This is a genomic window from Pseudomonas sp. HMSC076A11, assembly GCF_001810205.1.
GTDB lineage: Bacteria > Pseudomonadota > Gammaproteobacteria > Pseudomonadales > Pseudomonadaceae > Pseudomonas > Pseudomonas aeruginosa.
Genome location: NZ_KV800287.1, coordinates 72,662 through 89,198, shown reverse-complemented (window position 1 = coordinate 89,198; position 16,537 = coordinate 72,662). Strand labels below are relative to the sequence as shown.

The 16,537-nt window shown below is 64.5% G+C and carries 18 protein-coding genes; all 18 read left to right on the top strand.

Annotated features, from left to right (window positions below; all coding sequences use genetic code 11):
* Positions 1–64 precede the first annotated feature (64 nt).
* The 18 genes from HMPREF2716_RS08010 to HMPREF2716_RS07925 all read left to right on the top strand — a co-directional run bounded on the left by HMPREF2716_RS08010 (position 65) and on the right by HMPREF2716_RS07925 (position 16,523).
* Positions 65–382, top strand: a complete 318-nt coding sequence (locus HMPREF2716_RS08010) for a DUF2288 domain-containing protein (protein WP_003086400.1) — start codon at positions 65–67, stop codon at positions 380–382.
* A 66-nt stretch (positions 383–448) separates the two neighbouring features.
* A complete protein-coding gene (locus HMPREF2716_RS08005; protein WP_003082140.1) occupies positions 449–811 on the top strand; it encodes a DUF5064 family protein in 363 nt (120 codons plus the stop codon).
* A gap of 252 nt (positions 812–1,063) precedes the next feature.
* Entirely contained in the window at positions 1,064–1,471 is a 408-nt protein-coding gene (gene flgB, locus HMPREF2716_RS08000; protein WP_003082144.1) for a flagellar basal body rod protein FlgB, read from the top strand.
* Between the two features lie 5 nt (positions 1,472–1,476).
* Positions 1,477–1,917 (top strand): flagellar basal body rod protein FlgC, encoded by a 441-nt coding sequence (gene flgC / locus HMPREF2716_RS07995; RefSeq protein WP_003082150.1) that lies wholly within the window; start codon positions 1,477–1,479, stop codon positions 1,915–1,917.
* A 12-nt stretch (positions 1,918–1,929) separates the two neighbouring features.
* Positions 1,930–2,643, top strand: a complete 714-nt coding sequence (flgD, locus tag HMPREF2716_RS07990; protein ID WP_003082153.1) for a flagellar hook assembly protein FlgD — start codon at positions 1,930–1,932, stop codon at positions 2,641–2,643.
* Between the two features lie 27 nt (positions 2,644–2,670).
* The gene (flgE, locus tag HMPREF2716_RS07985) at positions 2,671–4,059 is read left to right on the top strand and encodes a flagellar hook protein FlgE (protein WP_003082154.1); all 1,389 of its coding nucleotides are present in this window, start codon (positions 2,671–2,673) and stop codon (positions 4,057–4,059) included.
* A 217-nt stretch (positions 4,060–4,276) separates the two neighbouring features.
* Positions 4,277–5,026, top strand: a complete 750-nt coding sequence (gene flgF, locus HMPREF2716_RS07980; RefSeq protein WP_003082159.1) for a flagellar basal-body rod protein FlgF — start codon at positions 4,277–4,279, stop codon at positions 5,024–5,026.
* A gap of 46 nt (positions 5,027–5,072) precedes the next feature.
* Positions 5,073–5,858, top strand: coding sequence for a flagellar basal-body rod protein FlgG (gene flgG, locus HMPREF2716_RS07975; RefSeq protein ID WP_003082164.1), 786 nt, complete (start codon positions 5,073–5,075; stop codon positions 5,856–5,858).
* Positions 5,859–5,903: 45 nt separating this feature from the next.
* On the top strand, positions 5,904–6,599 hold the full coding sequence (gene flgH, locus HMPREF2716_RS07970) for a flagellar basal body L-ring protein FlgH (RefSeq protein WP_003082166.1): 696 nt from the start codon (positions 5,904–5,906) through the stop codon (positions 6,597–6,599).
* 11 nt (positions 6,600–6,610) lie between these two features.
* Positions 6,611–7,720 (top strand): flagellar basal body P-ring protein FlgI, encoded by a 1,110-nt coding sequence (locus HMPREF2716_RS07965; RefSeq protein WP_003082169.1) that lies wholly within the window; start codon positions 6,611–6,613, stop codon positions 7,718–7,720.
* Positions 7,721–7,730: 10 nt separating this feature from the next.
* On the top strand, positions 7,731–8,933 hold the full coding sequence (gene flgJ, locus HMPREF2716_RS07960) for a flagellar assembly peptidoglycan hydrolase FlgJ (protein WP_003082172.1): 1,203 nt from the start codon (positions 7,731–7,733) through the stop codon (positions 8,931–8,933).
* A gap of 18 nt (positions 8,934–8,951) precedes the next feature.
* Positions 8,952–11,000 (top strand): flagellar hook-associated protein FlgK, encoded by a 2,049-nt coding sequence (flgK, locus tag HMPREF2716_RS07955; RefSeq protein ID WP_003158204.1) that lies wholly within the window; start codon positions 8,952–8,954, stop codon positions 10,998–11,000.
* Positions 11,001–11,038: 38 nt separating this feature from the next.
* Entirely contained in the window at positions 11,039–12,340 is a 1,302-nt protein-coding gene (flgL, locus tag HMPREF2716_RS07950) for a flagellar hook-associated protein FlgL (RefSeq protein WP_003086414.1), read from the top strand.
* Positions 12,341–12,628: 288 nt separating this feature from the next.
* Complete coding sequence (locus tag HMPREF2716_RS07945) at positions 12,629–13,765, top strand: DegT/DnrJ/EryC1/StrS family aminotransferase (RefSeq protein ID WP_023518477.1); 1,137 nt, start codon at positions 12,629–12,631, stop codon at positions 13,763–13,765.
* A 54-nt stretch (positions 13,766–13,819) separates the two neighbouring features.
* On the top strand, positions 13,820–14,044 hold the full coding sequence (locus HMPREF2716_RS07940; protein ID WP_003086419.1) for an acyl carrier protein: 225 nt from the start codon (positions 13,820–13,822) through the stop codon (positions 14,042–14,044).
* A 2-nt stretch (positions 14,045–14,046) separates the two neighbouring features.
* The gene (locus HMPREF2716_RS07935; protein ID WP_003086420.1) at positions 14,047–15,087 is read left to right on the top strand and encodes a ketoacyl-ACP synthase III; all 1,041 of its coding nucleotides are present in this window, start codon (positions 14,047–14,049) and stop codon (positions 15,085–15,087) included.
* Positions 15,088–15,112: 25 nt separating this feature from the next.
* A complete protein-coding gene (locus tag HMPREF2716_RS07930; RefSeq protein ID WP_003120610.1) occupies positions 15,113–15,880 on the top strand; it encodes an SDR family NAD(P)-dependent oxidoreductase in 768 nt (255 codons plus the stop codon).
* Positions 15,881–15,890: 10 nt separating this feature from the next.
* A complete protein-coding gene (locus tag HMPREF2716_RS07925) occupies positions 15,891–16,523 on the top strand; it encodes an acetyltransferase (protein ID WP_003158205.1) in 633 nt (210 codons plus the stop codon).
* The last annotated feature ends 14 nt before the right edge of the window (positions 16,524–16,537 follow it).

Sequence of the window (16,537 nt, the reverse complement as noted above, 5' to 3'; positions counted from 1 at the left end):
CCTTCGGCTGTCGTGGGCTACCGGCGGGCGTTATCATGGCGCCCATGCAATCCAGGTAGATCCCATGACAGAACAAACTAGCACCCTCTATGCCAAGCTGCTCGGCGAGACCGCGGTCATTTCCTGGGCCGAGCTGCAACCGTTCTTCGCCCGTGGCGCCTTGCTCCAGGTCGATGCCGCGTTGGACCTGGTGGAAGTCGCCGAGGCCCTGGCCGGGGACGACCGCGAGAAGGTCGCCGCCTGGCTTTCCGGCGGCGGCCTGAGCAAGGTCGGGGAGGATGCGGCCAAGGACTTCCTCGAACGCGACCCGACCCTCTGGGCGGTGGTGGTGGCGCCCTGGGTGGTCATTCAGGAACGCGCGGAAAAAGCGACGTTGCACTGATCCAGGGCGGTTTTCTTTCGCTCGACCCTGGCTAGACTGATTCCGATTCCCACCAGGAGATTCGTCATGTTCGAACCAGGCCACCTCCATCTGGTCAGCCTGCCCGGCCTCGACCAGCAGGACATCAATATCCATATCCGCTACGAGGTGCGGCAGAACGCCGAATCCGGCGCCTATGTGCACTTCGACATGGACGGCGAGATCGACGGCAAGCCGTTCAGCGACTCCTTCGAGCTGCCGCGCGATACCGCCTTCAACTTCGCCAGCGATGCCACGCGGGTCGCCCAGAAGCACGGCCTGCACCCGAAGTTCGGCGCGATCACTCGGGTGCACAAGGAATACGATGCGATGTTCGAGGACATTCGCGCCAAGCTGCATGCCCATCCCGGCGAACCGGTGGATCTCGAGCGGATCATTCGCCACGAGTGAGCCGAGTCCCCAGCGGCCGGAAGCATGGGAAAGGCCCGATATCGACGATATCGGGCCTTTTTTCGTTTGCCGGAGAAGCCGTTCCAGGGGCTTGCCACCCTTGCCGGCAAGCGGAAACGGCTTGCCGCTTGCCGCTTCCGGGTTGTCCTGAAATAAACTCAAGTTATTGAATATAAAGGATTTTAATAATCTGGCACGGGCCTTGCTGAAGTGTTGGCGACGAAAGCCACACCGGCAAACAGGTTCGCAGCCATGAGCATCAGTTTCGACAGAGCACTCGGTATCCACCAGCAGGCCCTCAGCTTCCGCGCCCAGCGCGCCGAAGTGCTGGCCAACAATCTGGCCAACGCCGATACCCCGAACTACAAGGCTCGCGACCTGGACTTCGCCGCGGTTCTCGCCGAGCAGAAGGACAAGGCCGCCAAGGGTACCTTCGCCACCCGCACCACCAACGAGCGGCATATCGCCGCCGAAGGTTTCGGCATGGGCGAGGGCAGCCTGCAGTACCGCATCCCGGTCCAGCCGTCGATCGACCAGAACACTGTCGACGCCCAGATCGAGCAGGCCAACTACGCCGAGAACGCCATGCACTTCCAGGCGTCCTTCACCTTCCTCAACAGCAAATTCAAAGGGCTGGTCAGCGCCCTGCGTGGAGAGTAACCGCCATGTCCCTCGCCAGTGTCTTCAACATTGCCGGTAGCGGCATGAGCGCCCAGAGCACCCGCCTGAACACCGTGGCCAGCAACATCGCCAACGCCGAGACGGTTTCCTCCAGCGTCGACAAGACCTACCGCGCCCGCCATCCGGTGTTCTCCACCATGTTCCAGCAGGCCCAGGGCGACAGCGGCTCGCTGTTCGCCGACCAGGACAGCTCCGGCGCCGGCGTGCAGGTGCTGGGCATCGTCGAGGACCAGAGTTCGCTGATGCCGCGCTACGAGCCGAACCATCCGGCCGCGGATGCCAACGGCTACGTGTATTACCCCAATGTGAACGTGGTCGAGGAAATGGCCGACATGATTTCCGCCAGCCGTGCCTTCCAGACCAACGCGGAAATGATGAATACCGCCAAACAGATGATGCAGAAGGTCCTGACCCTGGGTCAGTGAGCGGAGTAGAGCATGAGCATCGATAACGTCAGCGGCACCAGCAGCAACACCGGCAACGTCAACGGCAGCAAGCGCGCCGCCGGCAGCGGCGCCACCGAGACCGGGCAGAGCGTCAAGGGCAGCAGCAACCTTGGCAAGGACGAATTCCTCAAGCTGCTGGTGGCCCAGTTGAAGAACCAGGACCCGATGTCGCCGCAGCAGAACGGCGAGTTCATCGCCCAACTGGCCCAGTTCAGCACCGTGGAAGGCGTGCAGTCGCTGAACAAGAGCATGGAGAGCATTCTCTCCAACTACCAGTCGTCGCAGGCCCTGCAAGCCTCGTCGCTGGTGGGGCGGAAGGTCATCGTGGCGACCGACAAGTCGGTGGTGGACACCAAGGACACCTTCAAGGCTTCCCTCAACCTGCCGGTCTCCAGCAGCAACGTATGGGTCAACGTCTACGACGACAAGGGCACCGTGGTCAATCGCATCAACCTCGGCCAGCAGGCTGCCGGCAGCGTCAGCTTCATGTGGGACGGCAAGGACAGCAGCGGCAACATCATGCCGCCGGGCACCTACAAGTTCGAGGCGCAGACCTCGATCGACGGCAAGACCTACGGGCTCCAGACCTACCTGCCGGCCAACGTCGACAGCGTCACCCTGGGGCAGAACGGCGGCGAGCTGATGCTCAACCTCGCAGGCCTGGGCAGCATCGCGCTGTCCAAAGTACAGATCATCGGCCAGTAAGCCGGCGTTTCCGGCAAGGAGCTATCCATGAGTTTCAACATCGGCCTGAGCGGCATCCAGGCGGCCTCCAGCGGCCTGAACGTCACCGGTAACAACATCGCCAACGCCGGCACCGTAGGCTTCAAGCAATCCCGCGCGGAGTTCGCCGACGTCTACGCCGCCTCGGTGCTGGGTTCGGGCAGCAACCCGCAGGGCAGCGGCGTGCTGCTCTCGGACGTCTCGCAGATGTTCAAGCAGGGCAACATCGACTCGACCAACAGCGTGCTGGACCTGGCCATCAACGGCAACGGCTTCTTCGTCACCAGCAACAACGGGGCGATCAGCTACACCCGCGCCGGCTACTTCAATACCGACAAGCAGGATTTCATCGTCGACAACAACGGCTACCGCCTGCAGGGCTATGCCGTCGGGCCGAACGGCCAGTTGCAGAACGGCGTGGTCACCGACCTCAAGGTCGAGCGCGCCAACCAGGCGCCGCAGGCCACCTCGAGCATCCAGCAGTCGTACAACCTCAACTCGACGCTGAAGCCGCCGACCGTGACGCCGTTCGATCCGTCCGACGCCGCCACCTACAACTCGTCCTCTTCGCTGGGCATCTATGACAGCCAGGGCAACTCCCACACCATGAGCCAGTTCTTCATCAAGAACGAGCCGGACCCGAATGCGACCCCGCCGATTCCGGAGAACAGCTGGACCATGAAAGTGCTGATCGACGGGGTCAATCCGCTCGACCCGTCGAACAAGACGCCGATGAGCTTCAACGTCACCTTCGACGCCAGCGGCCAGATGACCTCGGTACGAGCTCCGGACGGCAGCACCAGCGGGCCGGGCTTCAGCATCGACGCGACCACCAACGTGATCCAGTTCAGCCCGGCCACCGGCAATCCGCCGACTCCCGGCACCGGCTGGATTCCGGCGGCCTCGGACGGCAAGACCCCGCCGACCTACGCCTGGAATGGCGCGACCGGTGCCGCCAGCGGCATCTCCTTCGACATGCGCAAGACCACCCAGTACTCCACCGCGTTCGCCCAGAGCAACCCGATCCAGGACGGCTACACCACCGGTCAGCTGGCAGGCCTGGAAATCGACGACACCGGGGTGATCTTCGCCCGCTACACCAACGGCCAGTCCAAGGTGCAGGGCCAGGTGGTGCTGGCCAACTTCGCCAACATCCAGGGCCTGACGCCGATCGGCAAGACCTCCTGGGTGCAGTCCTCGGAGTCCGGCGAGCCGGCGGTCGGCGCGCCGCGCTCGGGCACCCTGGGGGCGTTGCAATCCGGCGCGCTGGAAGCGTCCAACGTGGACATCTCCAACGAACTGGTGAACCTCATCGTCCACCAGCGCAACTACCAGGCCAATGCCAAGACCATCCAGACCGAGGATGCGGTGACCCAGACCATCATCAACCTGCGCTGATGACGGCGTGCCGGTGCCGTCCGGGCACCGGCAAGGCCCTTGCCGCCAGCGGCAACCCCTGGCCAGGGGTTGCCCCCGAAGCCTCCGAAAGGAGGCTTTCTGTTTTATAAAATCCTTTTAAATCAATGTATTAATTGTTTTTTCGAATTCTGGCACGGCGCTTGCTGGATAACCTGCAAGAAAGCCCGGCGGATTGTGCCGGTGCCTGGAGGATTCGATGGACAAGATGCTGTACGTCTCCATGAGCGGGGCCAGCCAGAACACCCTGGCGATGCGTGCTCATGCCAACAACCTGGCGAACATCTCGACCAGCGGCTTTCGTCGCGACTTCGAGCAGGCGCGTTCGATGCAGGTGTTCGGCGACAGCTTCCCGGCGCGGGTATTCGCCATGAGCGAGCGGCCCGGTACCGATTTCAGCCATGGCAGCCTCCAGGAAACCGGCAACGAGCTGGACATCGCCATCGACGGCGACGGCTTCGTCGCGGTCCAGGCGCCGGATGGCAGCGAGGCCTACGTGCGTACCGCCGGCATGCATATCGACGCCCTCGGCATGCTGCGCACCGGCGACGGCTTGCCGGTGCTCGGCAACGGTGGGCCGATCGCCGTGCCGCCGGAGGAAAAGGTGGAGATCGGCCAGGACGGCACCATTAGCATCCGCGCCCTTGGCGAGAACCCCAACGTGGTCGCCGTGGTGGACCGGATCAAACTGGTCAACCCGAACCTGAAGCAGATGGAGAAGGGTACCGACGGCCTGCTGCACTACAAGCCGCAGCCGGGCGAGCAGGCGCCGCTGGCCGACGCCAACGTGAAGGTGGTCTCCGGTTTCCTGGAAAGCAGCAACGTGAACGCGGTGGAAGAGATGACCGCGATCCTCTCGCTGTCCCGTCAATTCGAGCTGCACGTGAAGATGATGCGCACCGCCGAGGACGATTCGGCGGCCATGGCGCGGGTTTTGCAAATCAGCTAATCACTTGAGCGTGGTGCCATAAAACCGGCACCCGAGGAGCACGACGATGTTATCGGCACTGTGGGTCAGCAAGACCGGTCTGTCCGCCCAGGACATGAACCTGACCACCATTTCCAACAACCTGGCCAACGTATCCACCACCGGCTTCAAGCGCGACCGCGCGGAGTTTCAGGACCTGCTGTACCAGATCCGGCGCCAGCCGGGCGGCCAGTCGACCCAGGACAGCGAGCTGCCTTCGGGCCTGCAACTGGGTACCGGTGTGCGCGTCGTCGGCACCCAGAAGATCTTCACCCCGGGCAGCCTGCAGACCACCGAGCAGCCGCTGGACATGGCGGTCAACGGGCGCGGCTTCTTCCAGGTCCTGCTGCCGGACGGCACCGTGTCCTACACCCGCGACGGCAGCTTCCACCTGAACTCCGACGGGCAGATCGTCACCTCCAACGGCTTCGCCCTGGAGCCAGCGATCGTGGTGCCCAACGAGACCCAGACCTTCACCGTCGGCCAGGACGGCACCGTCTCGGTGACCACCACCGGCAACGCCCAGCCGCAGGTGATCGGCAACATCCAGACCGCCGACTTCATCAACCCGGCCGGCCTGCAGGCCATCGGCAACAACCTGTTCCTGGAAACCGGCTCCAGCGGCGCGCCGCAGGTCGGTACGCCGGGTCTCAACGGCCTCGGCACGGTTGCCCAGAACACCCTGGAAAACTCCAACGTCAACGTGGTCGAGGAACTGGTGAACATGATCACCACCCAGCGCGCCTACGAGATGAACTCCAAGGTCATCTCCACCGCCGACCAGATGTTGTCCTTCGTCACCCAGAATCTTTGACGGGCCCTGACCGGGCCCTGGCTGTACGCCGCGAGGTAGCTTGATATGAACCGGCTGATGATCGTCTCCCTGCTTGGCATCGCCACCGCCCTGGGCGGTTGCGTCAATCCACCGCCGAAGCCGAACGATCCGTACTACGCGCCGGTGCTGCCGCGCACCCCGCTGCCCGCCGCGCAGAACAACGGCGCGATCTACCAGGCCGGTTTCGAGCAGAACCTCTACGACGACCGCAAGGCCTTCCGCGTGGGCGACATCATCACCATCACCCTCAACGAGAAGACCCAGGCGAGCAAGAAAGCCAACTCCGATATCCAGAAGGACAGCAAGACCAAGATGGGGCTGACCTCGCTGTTCGGCAGCGGCATGACCACCAACAACCCGATCGGCGGCGGCGACCTCAGCCTCAGCGCCGAATACGGCGGCTCGCGCGACGCCAAGGGCGATAGCCAGGCGGGGCAGAGCAACAGCCTGACCGGCTCGATCACCGTGACCGTGGCCGAGGTGCTGCCCAACGGCATCCTCTCCGTGCGCGGCGAGAAGTGGATGACCCTGAACACCGGCAACGAGCTGGTGCGCATCGCCGGCCTGGTCCGCGCCGACGATATCGCCACCGACAACACCGTGTCCTCGACCCGCGTGGCCGACGCCCGGATCACCTATTCCGGCACCGGCGCCTTCGCCGATGCCAGTCAGCCGGGCTGGCTGGACCGCTTCTTCCTCAGCCCGCTGTGGCCGTTCTGAGGACGCTCGCGATGACCAAGTTCAAGCACCTGCTGGCCCTCGCCGCGCTGCTCCTGGCCGCCGGCGCGGCCCAGGCCGAGCGGTTGAAGGATATCGCCAGCATCCAGGGCGTGCGGACCAACCAGTTGATCGGCTATGGCCTGGTGGTTGGCCTGAGCGGCAGCGGCGACCAGACCACGCAGACGCCGTTCACCCTGCAGACCTTCAACAACATGCTGGCGCAGTTCGGCATCAAGGTGCCGGCCAACGTCGGCAACGTGCAGTTGAAGAACGTCGCCGCGGTATCGGTGCATGCCGACCTGCCGCCGTTCGCCAAGCCGGGCCAGCCGATCGACGTCACCGTGTCGTCCATCGGCAACGCCAAGAGCCTGCGCGGCGGCAGCCTGCTGATGACTCCGCTGAAAGGTATCGACGGCCAGGTCTACGCGGTCGCCCAGGGCAACCTGGTGGTCGGCGGCTTCGACGCCGAAGGCCGCGACGGCTCGAAGATCACCGTCAACGTACCGTCCGCCGGACGTATCCCGGCCGGCGCCACCGTCGAACGCGCGGTGCCGAGCGGCTTCGACCAGGGCAACAGCCTGACGCTGAACCTCAACCGCCCGGACTTCACCACTGCCAAGCGCATCGTCGACCGCATCAACGAACTGCTCGGTCCGGGCGTCGCCCATGCGGTGGACGGCGGCTCGGTGCGGGTCAGCGCGCCGCTCGATCCGAACCAGCGGGTCGACTACCTGTCGATCCTGGAGAACCTCGACGTGCAGCCGGGCGAGGCGGTGGCCAAGGTCATCATCAATTCGCGCACCGGCACCATCGTCATCGGCCAGAACGTCAAGGTATCGCCGGCCGCCGTCACCCACGGCAGCCTGACCGTGAGCATCACCGAGGACCCGATCGTCAGCCAGCCCGGTGCCTTCTCCAACGGCCAGACCGCGGTGGTGCCGCGCTCGCGGGTGAACGCCGAGGAGGAGACCAAGCCGATGTTCAAGTTCGGTCCCGGCACCACCCTGGACGACATCGTCCGCGCGGTGAACCAGGTCGGCGCCGCGCCGAGCGACCTGATGGCGATCCTCGAAGCCCTGAAGCAGGCCGGCGCGTTGCAGGCCGACTTGATCGTGATCTGAGGACGACGCCATGGATTCCCGTTTGCTCAGCGGTATCGGCGCAGGCCCCGACAGCGGCTCCTATACCGATCTCAACCGCCTCAACCAGCTCAAGGTCGGCAAGGACCGCGACGGCGAGGCGAACATCCGCAAGGTCGCCCAGGAATTCGAATCGCTGTTCCTCAACGAGATGCTCAAATCCATGCGTTCGGCCAACGAAGCGCTGGGCGACGGCAATTTCATGAACAGCCAGACCACCAAGCAGTACCAGGACATGTACGACCAGCAACTGTCGGTGAGCCTGTCGAAGAATGCCGGCGGCATCGGCCTGGCCGACGTGCTGGTGCGCCAGTTGTCGAAGATGAAGCAAGGCTCCAGGGGCAACGGCGAAAACCCGTTCGCCCGGGTCGCCGAGAACGGCGCCGGTCGCTGGCCGAGCAACCCCAGCGCGCAGGCCGGCAAGGCCCTGCCGATGCCGGAAGCCGGCCGCGACGACTCGAAGCTGCTCAACCAGAGGCGCCTGGCGCTGCCGGGCAAGCTGACCGAGCGCATGCTCGCCGGCATCGTTCCCTCCGCCTCGCCGGCCGCCAGCCAGATGCAGAGCCTGGGCCAGGACAGCTACCTGCCGGCGCAGAGCTACCCGGCGGCGAGCCGCCGCGGTTTCTCCACCGATGGCGTCGACAGCCAGGGCAGCCGGCGCATCGCCCAGCCGCCGCTGGCCAGGGGCAAGTCGATGTTCGCCTCGGCCGACGAGTTCATCGCCACCATGCTGCCGATGGCCCAGAAGGCCGCCGAGCGGATCGGCGTCGATGCCCGCTACCTGGTGGCCCAGGCCGCGCTGGAGACCGGCTGGGGCAAATCGATCATCCGCCAGCAGGATGGCGGCAGCAGCCACAACCTGTTCGGCATCAAGACCGGCAGCCGCTGGGATGGTGCCTCGGCGCGCGCTCTCACCACCGAATACGAAGGCGGCAAGGCGGTCAAGGAAGTCGCGGCGTTCCGCTCCTACTCGTCGTTCGAGCAGAGCTTCCACGACTACGTCAGCTTCCTCCAGGGCAACGACCGCTACCAGAACGCCCTGGACAGTGCCGCCAACCCCGAGCGCTTCATGCAGGAACTGCAGCGCGCCGGCTACGCCACCGATCCGCAGTACGCCCGCAAGGTGGCGCAGATCGCCAGACAGATGCAGACCTACCAGGCCGTCGCCGCCGCCGGCACGCCGCCTCTGGGTTGAGCAAGGAGGAACTGACCCATGTCCGACCTACTCTCGATAGGCCTGTCCGGCCTCGGCACCAGCCAGACCTGGCTGACCATCACCGGGCACAACATCACCAACGTCAAGACGCCGGGCTACAGTCGCCAGGATGCCATCCAGCAGACCCAGGTCCCGCAGTTCAGCGGTGCCGGCTACATGGGCTCGGGCAGCCAGATCGTCGACGTGCGCCGCCTGGCCAGCGACTTCCTCACCGGCCAGTTGCGCAACGCCACCAGCCAGAACAGCGAGTTGAGCGCATTCCGTAGCCAGATCGAGCAGCTCGACGGCCTGTTGTCCAACACCACCACCGGCGTCAGCCCGGCCATGCAGCGCTTCTTCGCCGCACTGCAGGCCGCCGCCAACAATCCCTCCTCGACCGAAGCGCGCGAGGCAGTGCTTGCCCAGGCCGAGGGGCTGGGCAAGACCTTCAATACCCTCTACGACCAGTTGGACAAGCAGAACAGCCTGATCAACCAGCAACTGGGCGCGCTGGCTTCGCAGGTCAACCATCTGTCGCAGAGCGTGGCCAGCTACAACGATGCCATCGCCAAGGCCAAGTCGGCGGGCGCGGTGCCCAACGACCTGATGGATGCGCGCGACGAAGCCGTGCGCAAGCTGTCCGAGATGATCGGGGTGACCGCGGTCACCCAGGACGACAACAGCGTCAGCCTGTTCATCGGTAGCGGCCAGCCGCTGGTGGTGGGCAATACCGTGTCGACCCTGAGCGTGGTGCCCGGGCTGGATGACCCGACCCGCTACCAGGTGCAACTGAGCAACGGCAACTCCATACAGAACGTCACCGGCCTGGTGTCCGGCGGCGAGATGGGTGGCTTGCTGGCCTACCGCAACAGCGCCCTGGACAGCAGCTACAACAAGCTCGGGCAGTTGGCGATCACCCTCGCCGATACCATCAACAAGCAGCTGGGGCAGGGCCTCGACCTGGCCGGCAAGGCCGGCGCCAACCTGTTCGGCGACATCAACGATCCGGACATCACCGCGCTGCGGGTCCTGGCGAAGAATGGCAACACCGGTAATGTCCACGCCAACCTGAACATCACCGATACCAGCAAGCTGAATTCCAGCGATTTCCGCCTGGACTTCGACGGCACCAGTTTCACCGCGCGGCGCCTGGGCGACGACGCAAGCATGCAGGTCACGGTCAGCGGTACCGGTCCCTACACCCTCTCGTTCAAGGATGCCAACGGCGTCGACCAGGGCTTCAACCTGACCCTCGACCAGCTCCCGGCTGCCGGCGACCGCTTCACCCTGCAGCCGACCCGGCGTGGCGCGGCGGATATCGAGGCGACGCTGAAGAATGCCTCGCAACTGGCGTTCGCCGGTACCGCGCGTACCGAGTCGACCACCGAAAACCGCGGCACCGGCAAGATCGGCGCGCCGACCCTCACCAGCGGTCCGTCGCCGGTGGATCCGACTGTGCTACAGGGCGCGTTCGGGCCCAACGGGATCAGCCTGGGCGCGACGCTCAGCGCCGACGGCAAGACCTATACCCTGTCCTCGCCGTTGCCGGCCGGCTGGAGCTACGTCGACAAGGACGGTAACGCCCTGACCGGCAGCCCGACGCTGACCAGCGGCAATACCAATACCGTGCGCATGGCGTTCACCGACCCGAGCGGGCAGAAATACAGCTACGAATTCGAGCTCAGCGGCGTACCGCAGAACTCCGACAGCTTCAAGCTGGGCTTCAACGACAAGGGTATTTCCGACAACCGCAACGCTCTCAACCTGCTGGCCCTGCAGACCAAGCCGACCGTCGGCGGCACCGACAACACCGGTTCCACCTATAACGAGGCCTATGGTGGCCTGGTCGAGCGGGTCGGCACCCTGACCGCCCAGGTGCGTGCCAGCAGCGAGGCCAGCGCCACGGTGCTGAAGCAGGCCCAGGACAGCCGCGATTCGTTGTCCGGGGTGAGCCTCGACGAAGAGGCGGCCAACCTGATCCAGTTCCAGCAGTACTACGGTGCCTCGGCCCAGGTGATTCAAGTTGCCCGCACTCTGTTCGATACCCTGATTGGAGCGTTCCGTTGAGTTCTCTCGACGGGGCCTAAGCCAGCGAGACCGCCACCATGCGCATTTCCACCATCCAGGCCTTCAACAACTCGGTCAACGGGATTTCCCGCAACTACGCGGACCTGAACCGTACCTTCGAGCAGATCAGCACCGGCAAGCGCATCCTGACACCGGCGGACGACCCGGTCGGTTCGGTACGCCTGTTGCGCCTGGACCAGGAGCAGGGGTTGAACGAGCAGTACAAGACCGGCATGACCGAGGCGAAGAACAGCCTGAGCCAGGAAGAAACCATCCTCCGTTCGGTTGGCAACGTCCTCCAGCGCATCCGTGAGATCGCCGGCCAGGCCGGCGACGGCGCACTGGACTCCAACGACAAGAAGTCGCTGGCCAGCGAGTTGCGCCAGCGCGAGGACGAGTTGCTGAACCTGCTCAACAGCCGCGACGCGAGTGGCAAATACCTGTTTTCCGGGTCCCAGGGCTCGGTGCAGCCGTTCGTGCGCAACGAGGACGGCACCTACAGCTACATGGGCGACGAGAGCCAGCGCGAGGTGCAGATCGCCAGCAGCACGCGGATTCCGGTCAGCGACAGCGGCAAGGTACTGTTCGAGGACATCGTCAATGCCGCTCGTCTCGATACCAAGGCGGCGGCTGGCAATACCGGCGACGGTCGCATCTCGGTCGGCCTGGTCGAGGACGAGCTGGCCTTCGACAGCCAGTTCCCGGCGAGCAATCCGCCTGCGGCAACCGACGGCTTCAACATCCACTTCGTCAGCGACAAGGAGTATGTGGTCTACGATCCGAAGAGCCTGCCTCCGGGCTATGACTGGACCACCTACGATCCGAATTCGCCGCCGGCCTGGCAATTGTCCAAGGGCGCCATCGACGACGACCCGAAGACCATCGACAAGGTGCTCTACGCCGGCGTCAGCGTGACGATCGACGGCACGCCGAAGGCGGGCGACGAGTTCAACGTCAACTACAAGCCGGGCAGCGAGAAGCGCAGCCTGCTGAACGTGGTGTCGGACCTGCGCAAGGCCCTGGAAAGCTCCACCGACAACCAGGCCGGCAACGACGCCATCCGCGATGCGACGGCGGTGGCCCTGACCAACCTCTCCGCCGTGGCTGCCGCCGTGGATGGCGGCCAGGGCAAGATCGGCGCGCGCCTGAATACCGTGGAAAGCACCGAGACCTTCATCGACGATGTGAAGCTGGTGAATGCGTCGGTGATGTCGCAGATCCAGGACCTGGACTACGCCGAGGCGTTGTCGCGGCTGTCGTTGCAGTCCACCATCATGGATGCCGCGCAGCAGAGCTACGTGAAGATCCAGGGGTTGAGCCTGTTCAACTACCTGAAGTGACAGTCCCTCTGTGAAACAGGGCCCATGACTCCGTCATGGGCCTTTTCGTTCGCAGGGACTGGACCTGTGTCGCTGGAGGGTATGTTCCGCAAGGTCTACGGAAACACGGGAGAATTTGTCAGAAGTTTGACTGCCGATTCGCGCCGCAGCGCCTGTGGAACAGCCAGGGGCCGCGCGACCAGGGGCTTTGACCTGCATCAGGCTCTTTGGGTACGGGCCTTGCATAGAGTGGCGTGCTCGGGTTTTTCGCCCTTTACTCGCCTGAGTATCCATTCATCAGGGCCCTACATGAACAACAAGACGATCCCGGTCACCAGCCCGCTGCTGCCGCCCCTGGAAGAGTTCATCCCCTACCTGGAAAAGATCTGGGAGAGCCGCTTCCTGACCAACGGGGGCGACATGCACCATGCGTTGGAAGAGGCCCTGTGCGAATACCTGGGGGTGAAGCACATCGTGCTCTTCGCCAACGCCACCCTGGCGCTCATCACCGCGCTGCAGGCATTGCGGGTGACCGGCGAGGTGATCACCACGCCGTACTCCTTCGTCGCCACCAGCCACGCGCTGCTGTGGAACGGGCTCAAGCCGATCTTCGTGGACATCGACCAGGACTCCATGAATCTCGACCCGTCGCGGATCGAGGCGGCGATCACCCCGCAGACCACCGCGATCCTGCCGGTGCATTGCTACGGCAACCCCTGCGATGTCGAGGCGATCCAGCGGATCGCCGATATCCACCACCTGAAGGTCATCTACGATGCCGCGCATGCCTTCGCCGTGCGCGACGCCGGCGGCAGCGTGCTGCGCCACGGCGACCTGAGCATCCTCAGCTTCCATGCCACCAAGGTGTTCAACACCTTCGAGGGCGGTGCGATCATCTGCTCGGACGAAAACACCCGGCAACGCCTCAACCACCTTAAGAATTTCGGCTTCGTCGACGAGGTCACGGTGGTCATGCCCGGCATCAACGGCAAGCTCAACGAGGTCGGCGCTGCCTTCGGGCTGCTGCAACTCAAGCACGTCGACCAGGCCCTGGAGCAGCGCAGGGAGATCGCCGAGCGCTATCGGCGCCTGCTGGCCGGCGTCCCTGGCATCCAGTGCCTCCGGCCTGGTACCCAGATCTTCGCCAACAACGCCTATTTCCCGATCCTGGTGGAAGACGATTTTCCGCTTTCGCGCGACGAGCTGTACCAGCGCCTGCGCGACAGGGATGTGCTGGTGCGGCGCTACTTCTACCCACTCATCAGCGACTTCCCCATGTACCATTCGCTGCCCTCGGCGGCGCCCGCCAATCTTCCGGTGGCGCGGTCGATTTCCTCGCGGGTGCTGTGCCTGCCGATCTATCCCGGGCTGGCCGCCGCAGACGTCGAGTTCGTCGCCGGCCTGATCGCTTCCGCCGCCATGCCGCGGCGGCGAGCATCAAGTTGAGCCCGTCGCGACCGATAACAGAATGAACAACCGCCTCACTCAGGTAGACAAGAAATGAGCCAAGCAAAATTCATCGAAGACTTCCTTTCCGCCACCGATTTCCAGAATCCCGTCGAGGTCAGCATGGACACCCAGCTCGAAGACCTGCCGGAATGGGACTCGCTGGCCGCGCTCGGGGTCATCGTCATGTTCGACATGGAATACGGCAAGACCATCACCGGTGAAGACCTGATCAAGGCTCGCACGGTGGGCGACCTCTACCAGATGCTCGGACTCTGACCATGGCCACCTCCACGCTGAAGAACGTCCGTTTCGCCGGGATGGCGACCTGCGTCCCCAAGCGCGTTATCTCCAACCTGACCGACTGCAAGCCGCAGTTGCGCGCCGAGCGCGAACGCCTGGTGCGCAACATCGGCATCGAGACGCGGCGCATGGCGCAGGAGTGGCAGTGCTTCTCCGACCTGGCCTTCGACGCCGCCGAGCGCCTGCTGGAAAGCCTGGAGTGGAAGCGCGAGGAGGTCGATGCGCTGATCGTCGTGACCCAGTCTCCCGACTACCTGGCGCCGGCTACCGCGATCATCCTCCAGGACCGCCTGGGGCTGCCGCATTCCACCGTGGCCTTCGACGTCAACCTGGGTTGCTCGGCCTATCCGTTCGCCCTCAACCTGCTGGGTTCGCTGATTGCCGCCGGCGGGGTGAAGAAGGGCCTTGTGCTGGTCGGCGACCGCGGCGCCAGTGTCAACGATCCGATCTTCTCCGACGCGGGCACCGCGACGGCGCTGGAGTTCTGCGAAGGCGCGCCGCCGATGCACTTCGACCTGAACAGCGACGGCAGCGGCTACAAGGCCATCATCCTGCCGGTGGGCGGCCATCGCGAACCGGTCGGCGTGCAGCACCTGATGCCGTTCCGCGAGGACGAGAACGACCATTGGCACCGTGCCATCGACCTGCAGCTCGACGGCACCGCCGTACTCAGCTTCTCCACCCAGCGCGTACCGCCGGCGGTGGAAAAGCTGCTCGACTATGCCGGTGCGAGCAAGGACGAAGTGGACTACTTCGTTTTCCACCAGGCCAACCGGATGATCAACGAGACCATCCGCAAGAAGCTCGGCCTGCCGGTAGAGAAGGTGCCTTCGACCCTGCGCGACTTCGGCAACACCAGCGGCGCCTCGCTGCCGGTGACCATGACCGCGCGGATCAACCGGGAACTCGAGGCCGGCCGCAATCGCGTGTTGCTCTGCGGCTTCGGTATCGGCCTGTCCTGGGGTACCTGCCTGGTGGATATCGAAGGGGCGAAGTTCCCCGATCTGATCGAATCCTGAGTGCCTTGAACGCGGAATCAGCCAAGTGAACGACGAGACTTCCTTCAATCCCTTCAGCCTGTCGGGCAGGCGCATCCTGGTCACCGGCGCCAGTTCCGGCCTGGGCCTGGCCATCGCGCAGAGCTGCGCGCGGATGGGCGCCGAATTGATCGTCAGCGGTCGCGACCCACAGCGCCTGGGCGCCAGCCTGGAAGCGTTGCAGGCGATTTCCGATTTGTCGCACCAGGCGATCCAGGTCGATCTCACGGTCGCCGAGCAGCGTGCCGCCTTGGTCGCGGCGCTCGATGGCGAAATCCATGGGGTAGTGCATAGCGCGGGGATCTCCCGTCTATGTCCGGTCCGTATGATGAGCGAAGCGCACCTGCGCGAGGTTCAGTCGATCAATGTCGACTCGCCGATGCTGCTTACCCAGGCGCTGCTGAAGCGCAACCTGATCGCGGCCGGCGGCTCGATCCTGTTCATCGCTTCCATCGCCGCCCACATCGGGGTTGCCGGAGTGGGCGCATACTCGGGAACCAAGGCCGCTCTGATCGCCATGTCCCGCTGCCTGGCCATGGAAGTGGTGAAACGGCGGATCCGGGTCAATTGCCTGTCGCCGGCGCTGGTGGAAACACCGCTGCTGGAAGCTACGGCCCAGGTCGTGGGTTCCATGGACACCGAGCGCAACAATTATCCGCTGGGCTTCGGCAAGCCCGAGGATATCGCCAACGCCGCTATCTTCATGCTTTCCGATGCCAGCCGCTGGGTGACCGGCACGACCCTGGTGATGGACGGCGGCCTGACCATCAGTTGAGGACGATGCAATGAAGAGGATCATCATCCTCGGCGCCGGTGGGTTGGGGCGTCAGGTGTTGGCCCAGCTGCAGGTCGACTACGGTCACGGCATCGACTGGGTGATCGGCGGGTTTCTCGACGAGCGCGGCCCCGAAGCGGTCGCGGAGTCGCTCTACTATCCGTGGCTCGGGTATCCGGAGAGCTTCGTCGCCGAGCCTGACCAACTGTTCGTCGCCGCGGTCGGCGATCCGCTCAGTCGCCAGAAGCAGGTCGCATGCCTGCTGGCGAAGGGCGCCGAGTTCGTCGCTATCCGCACCCGCTGCACCCTTGGCGTGCGGACCAGCTACGGCCCGACCTTCTTCGGCTACGACGTGAGCAGCGGCGTGGACTGCCGTATCGGCGCCTACGGTTTCATCGACCAGCAAACCATGCTCGGCCACGACGTGGTCATCGGCGACTATGTACACATCGGCCCGCGCTGCCTGCTGGCTGGCTACGTGAAGGTGGGCGATCGCGCGGTGATCAACTCCGGGGCGATGATCGCCCGCGACGTCAGTATCGGCGAAGACGCCGTGGTGGGCATGGGCGCGGTGGTGTTCAAGGACGTGGCGGCCGGACAGACCGTGGTCGGCAATCCGGCCCGGGTTATTTTCAGCAAGTGAAGGTTGTGGATGTG

Excerpts from the sequence above, each read along its gene's own strand:
- flgD (WP_003082153.1), top strand. The coding sequence starts at position 1,930 with ATGAGCATCGATAACGTCAGCGGCACCAGCAGCAACACCGGCAACGTC.
- flgE (WP_003082154.1), top strand. The coding sequence starts at position 2,671 with ATGAGTTTCAACATCGGCCTGAGCGGCATCCAGGCGGCCTCCAGCGGC.
- flgB (WP_003082144.1), top strand. The coding sequence starts at position 1,064 with ATGAGCATCAGTTTCGACAGAGCACTCGGTATCCACCAGCAGGCCCTC.
- HMPREF2716_RS08010 (WP_003086400.1), top strand. The coding sequence starts at position 65 with ATGACAGAACAAACTAGCACCCTCTATGCCAAGCTGCTCGGCGAGACC.
- flgG (WP_003082164.1), top strand. The coding sequence starts at position 5,073 with ATGTTATCGGCACTGTGGGTCAGCAAGACCGGTCTGTCCGCCCAGGAC.
- flgL (WP_003086414.1), top strand. The coding sequence starts at position 11,039 with ATGCGCATTTCCACCATCCAGGCCTTCAACAACTCGGTCAACGGGATT.
- flgC (WP_003082150.1), top strand. The coding sequence starts at position 1,477 with ATGTCCCTCGCCAGTGTCTTCAACATTGCCGGTAGCGGCATGAGCGCC.
- HMPREF2716_RS07940 (WP_003086419.1), top strand. The coding sequence starts at position 13,820 with ATGAGCCAAGCAAAATTCATCGAAGACTTCCTTTCCGCCACCGATTTC.
- HMPREF2716_RS07945 (WP_023518477.1), top strand. The coding sequence starts at position 12,629 with ATGAACAACAAGACGATCCCGGTCACCAGCCCGCTGCTGCCGCCCCTG.
- HMPREF2716_RS07925 (WP_003158205.1), top strand. The coding sequence starts at position 15,891 with ATGAAGAGGATCATCATCCTCGGCGCCGGTGGGTTGGGGCGTCAGGTG.
- flgJ (WP_003082172.1), top strand. The coding sequence starts at position 7,731 with ATGGATTCCCGTTTGCTCAGCGGTATCGGCGCAGGCCCCGACAGCGGC.
- flgF (WP_003082159.1), top strand. The coding sequence starts at position 4,277 with ATGGACAAGATGCTGTACGTCTCCATGAGCGGGGCCAGCCAGAACACC.
- flgH (WP_003082166.1), top strand. The coding sequence starts at position 5,904 with ATGAACCGGCTGATGATCGTCTCCCTGCTTGGCATCGCCACCGCCCTG.
- HMPREF2716_RS08005 (WP_003082140.1), top strand. The coding sequence starts at position 449 with ATGTTCGAACCAGGCCACCTCCATCTGGTCAGCCTGCCCGGCCTCGAC.
- flgK (WP_003158204.1), top strand. The coding sequence starts at position 8,952 with ATGTCCGACCTACTCTCGATAGGCCTGTCCGGCCTCGGCACCAGCCAG.
- HMPREF2716_RS07935 (WP_003086420.1), top strand. The coding sequence starts at position 14,047 with ATGGCCACCTCCACGCTGAAGAACGTCCGTTTCGCCGGGATGGCGACC.
- HMPREF2716_RS07965 (WP_003082169.1), top strand. The coding sequence starts at position 6,611 with ATGACCAAGTTCAAGCACCTGCTGGCCCTCGCCGCGCTGCTCCTGGCC.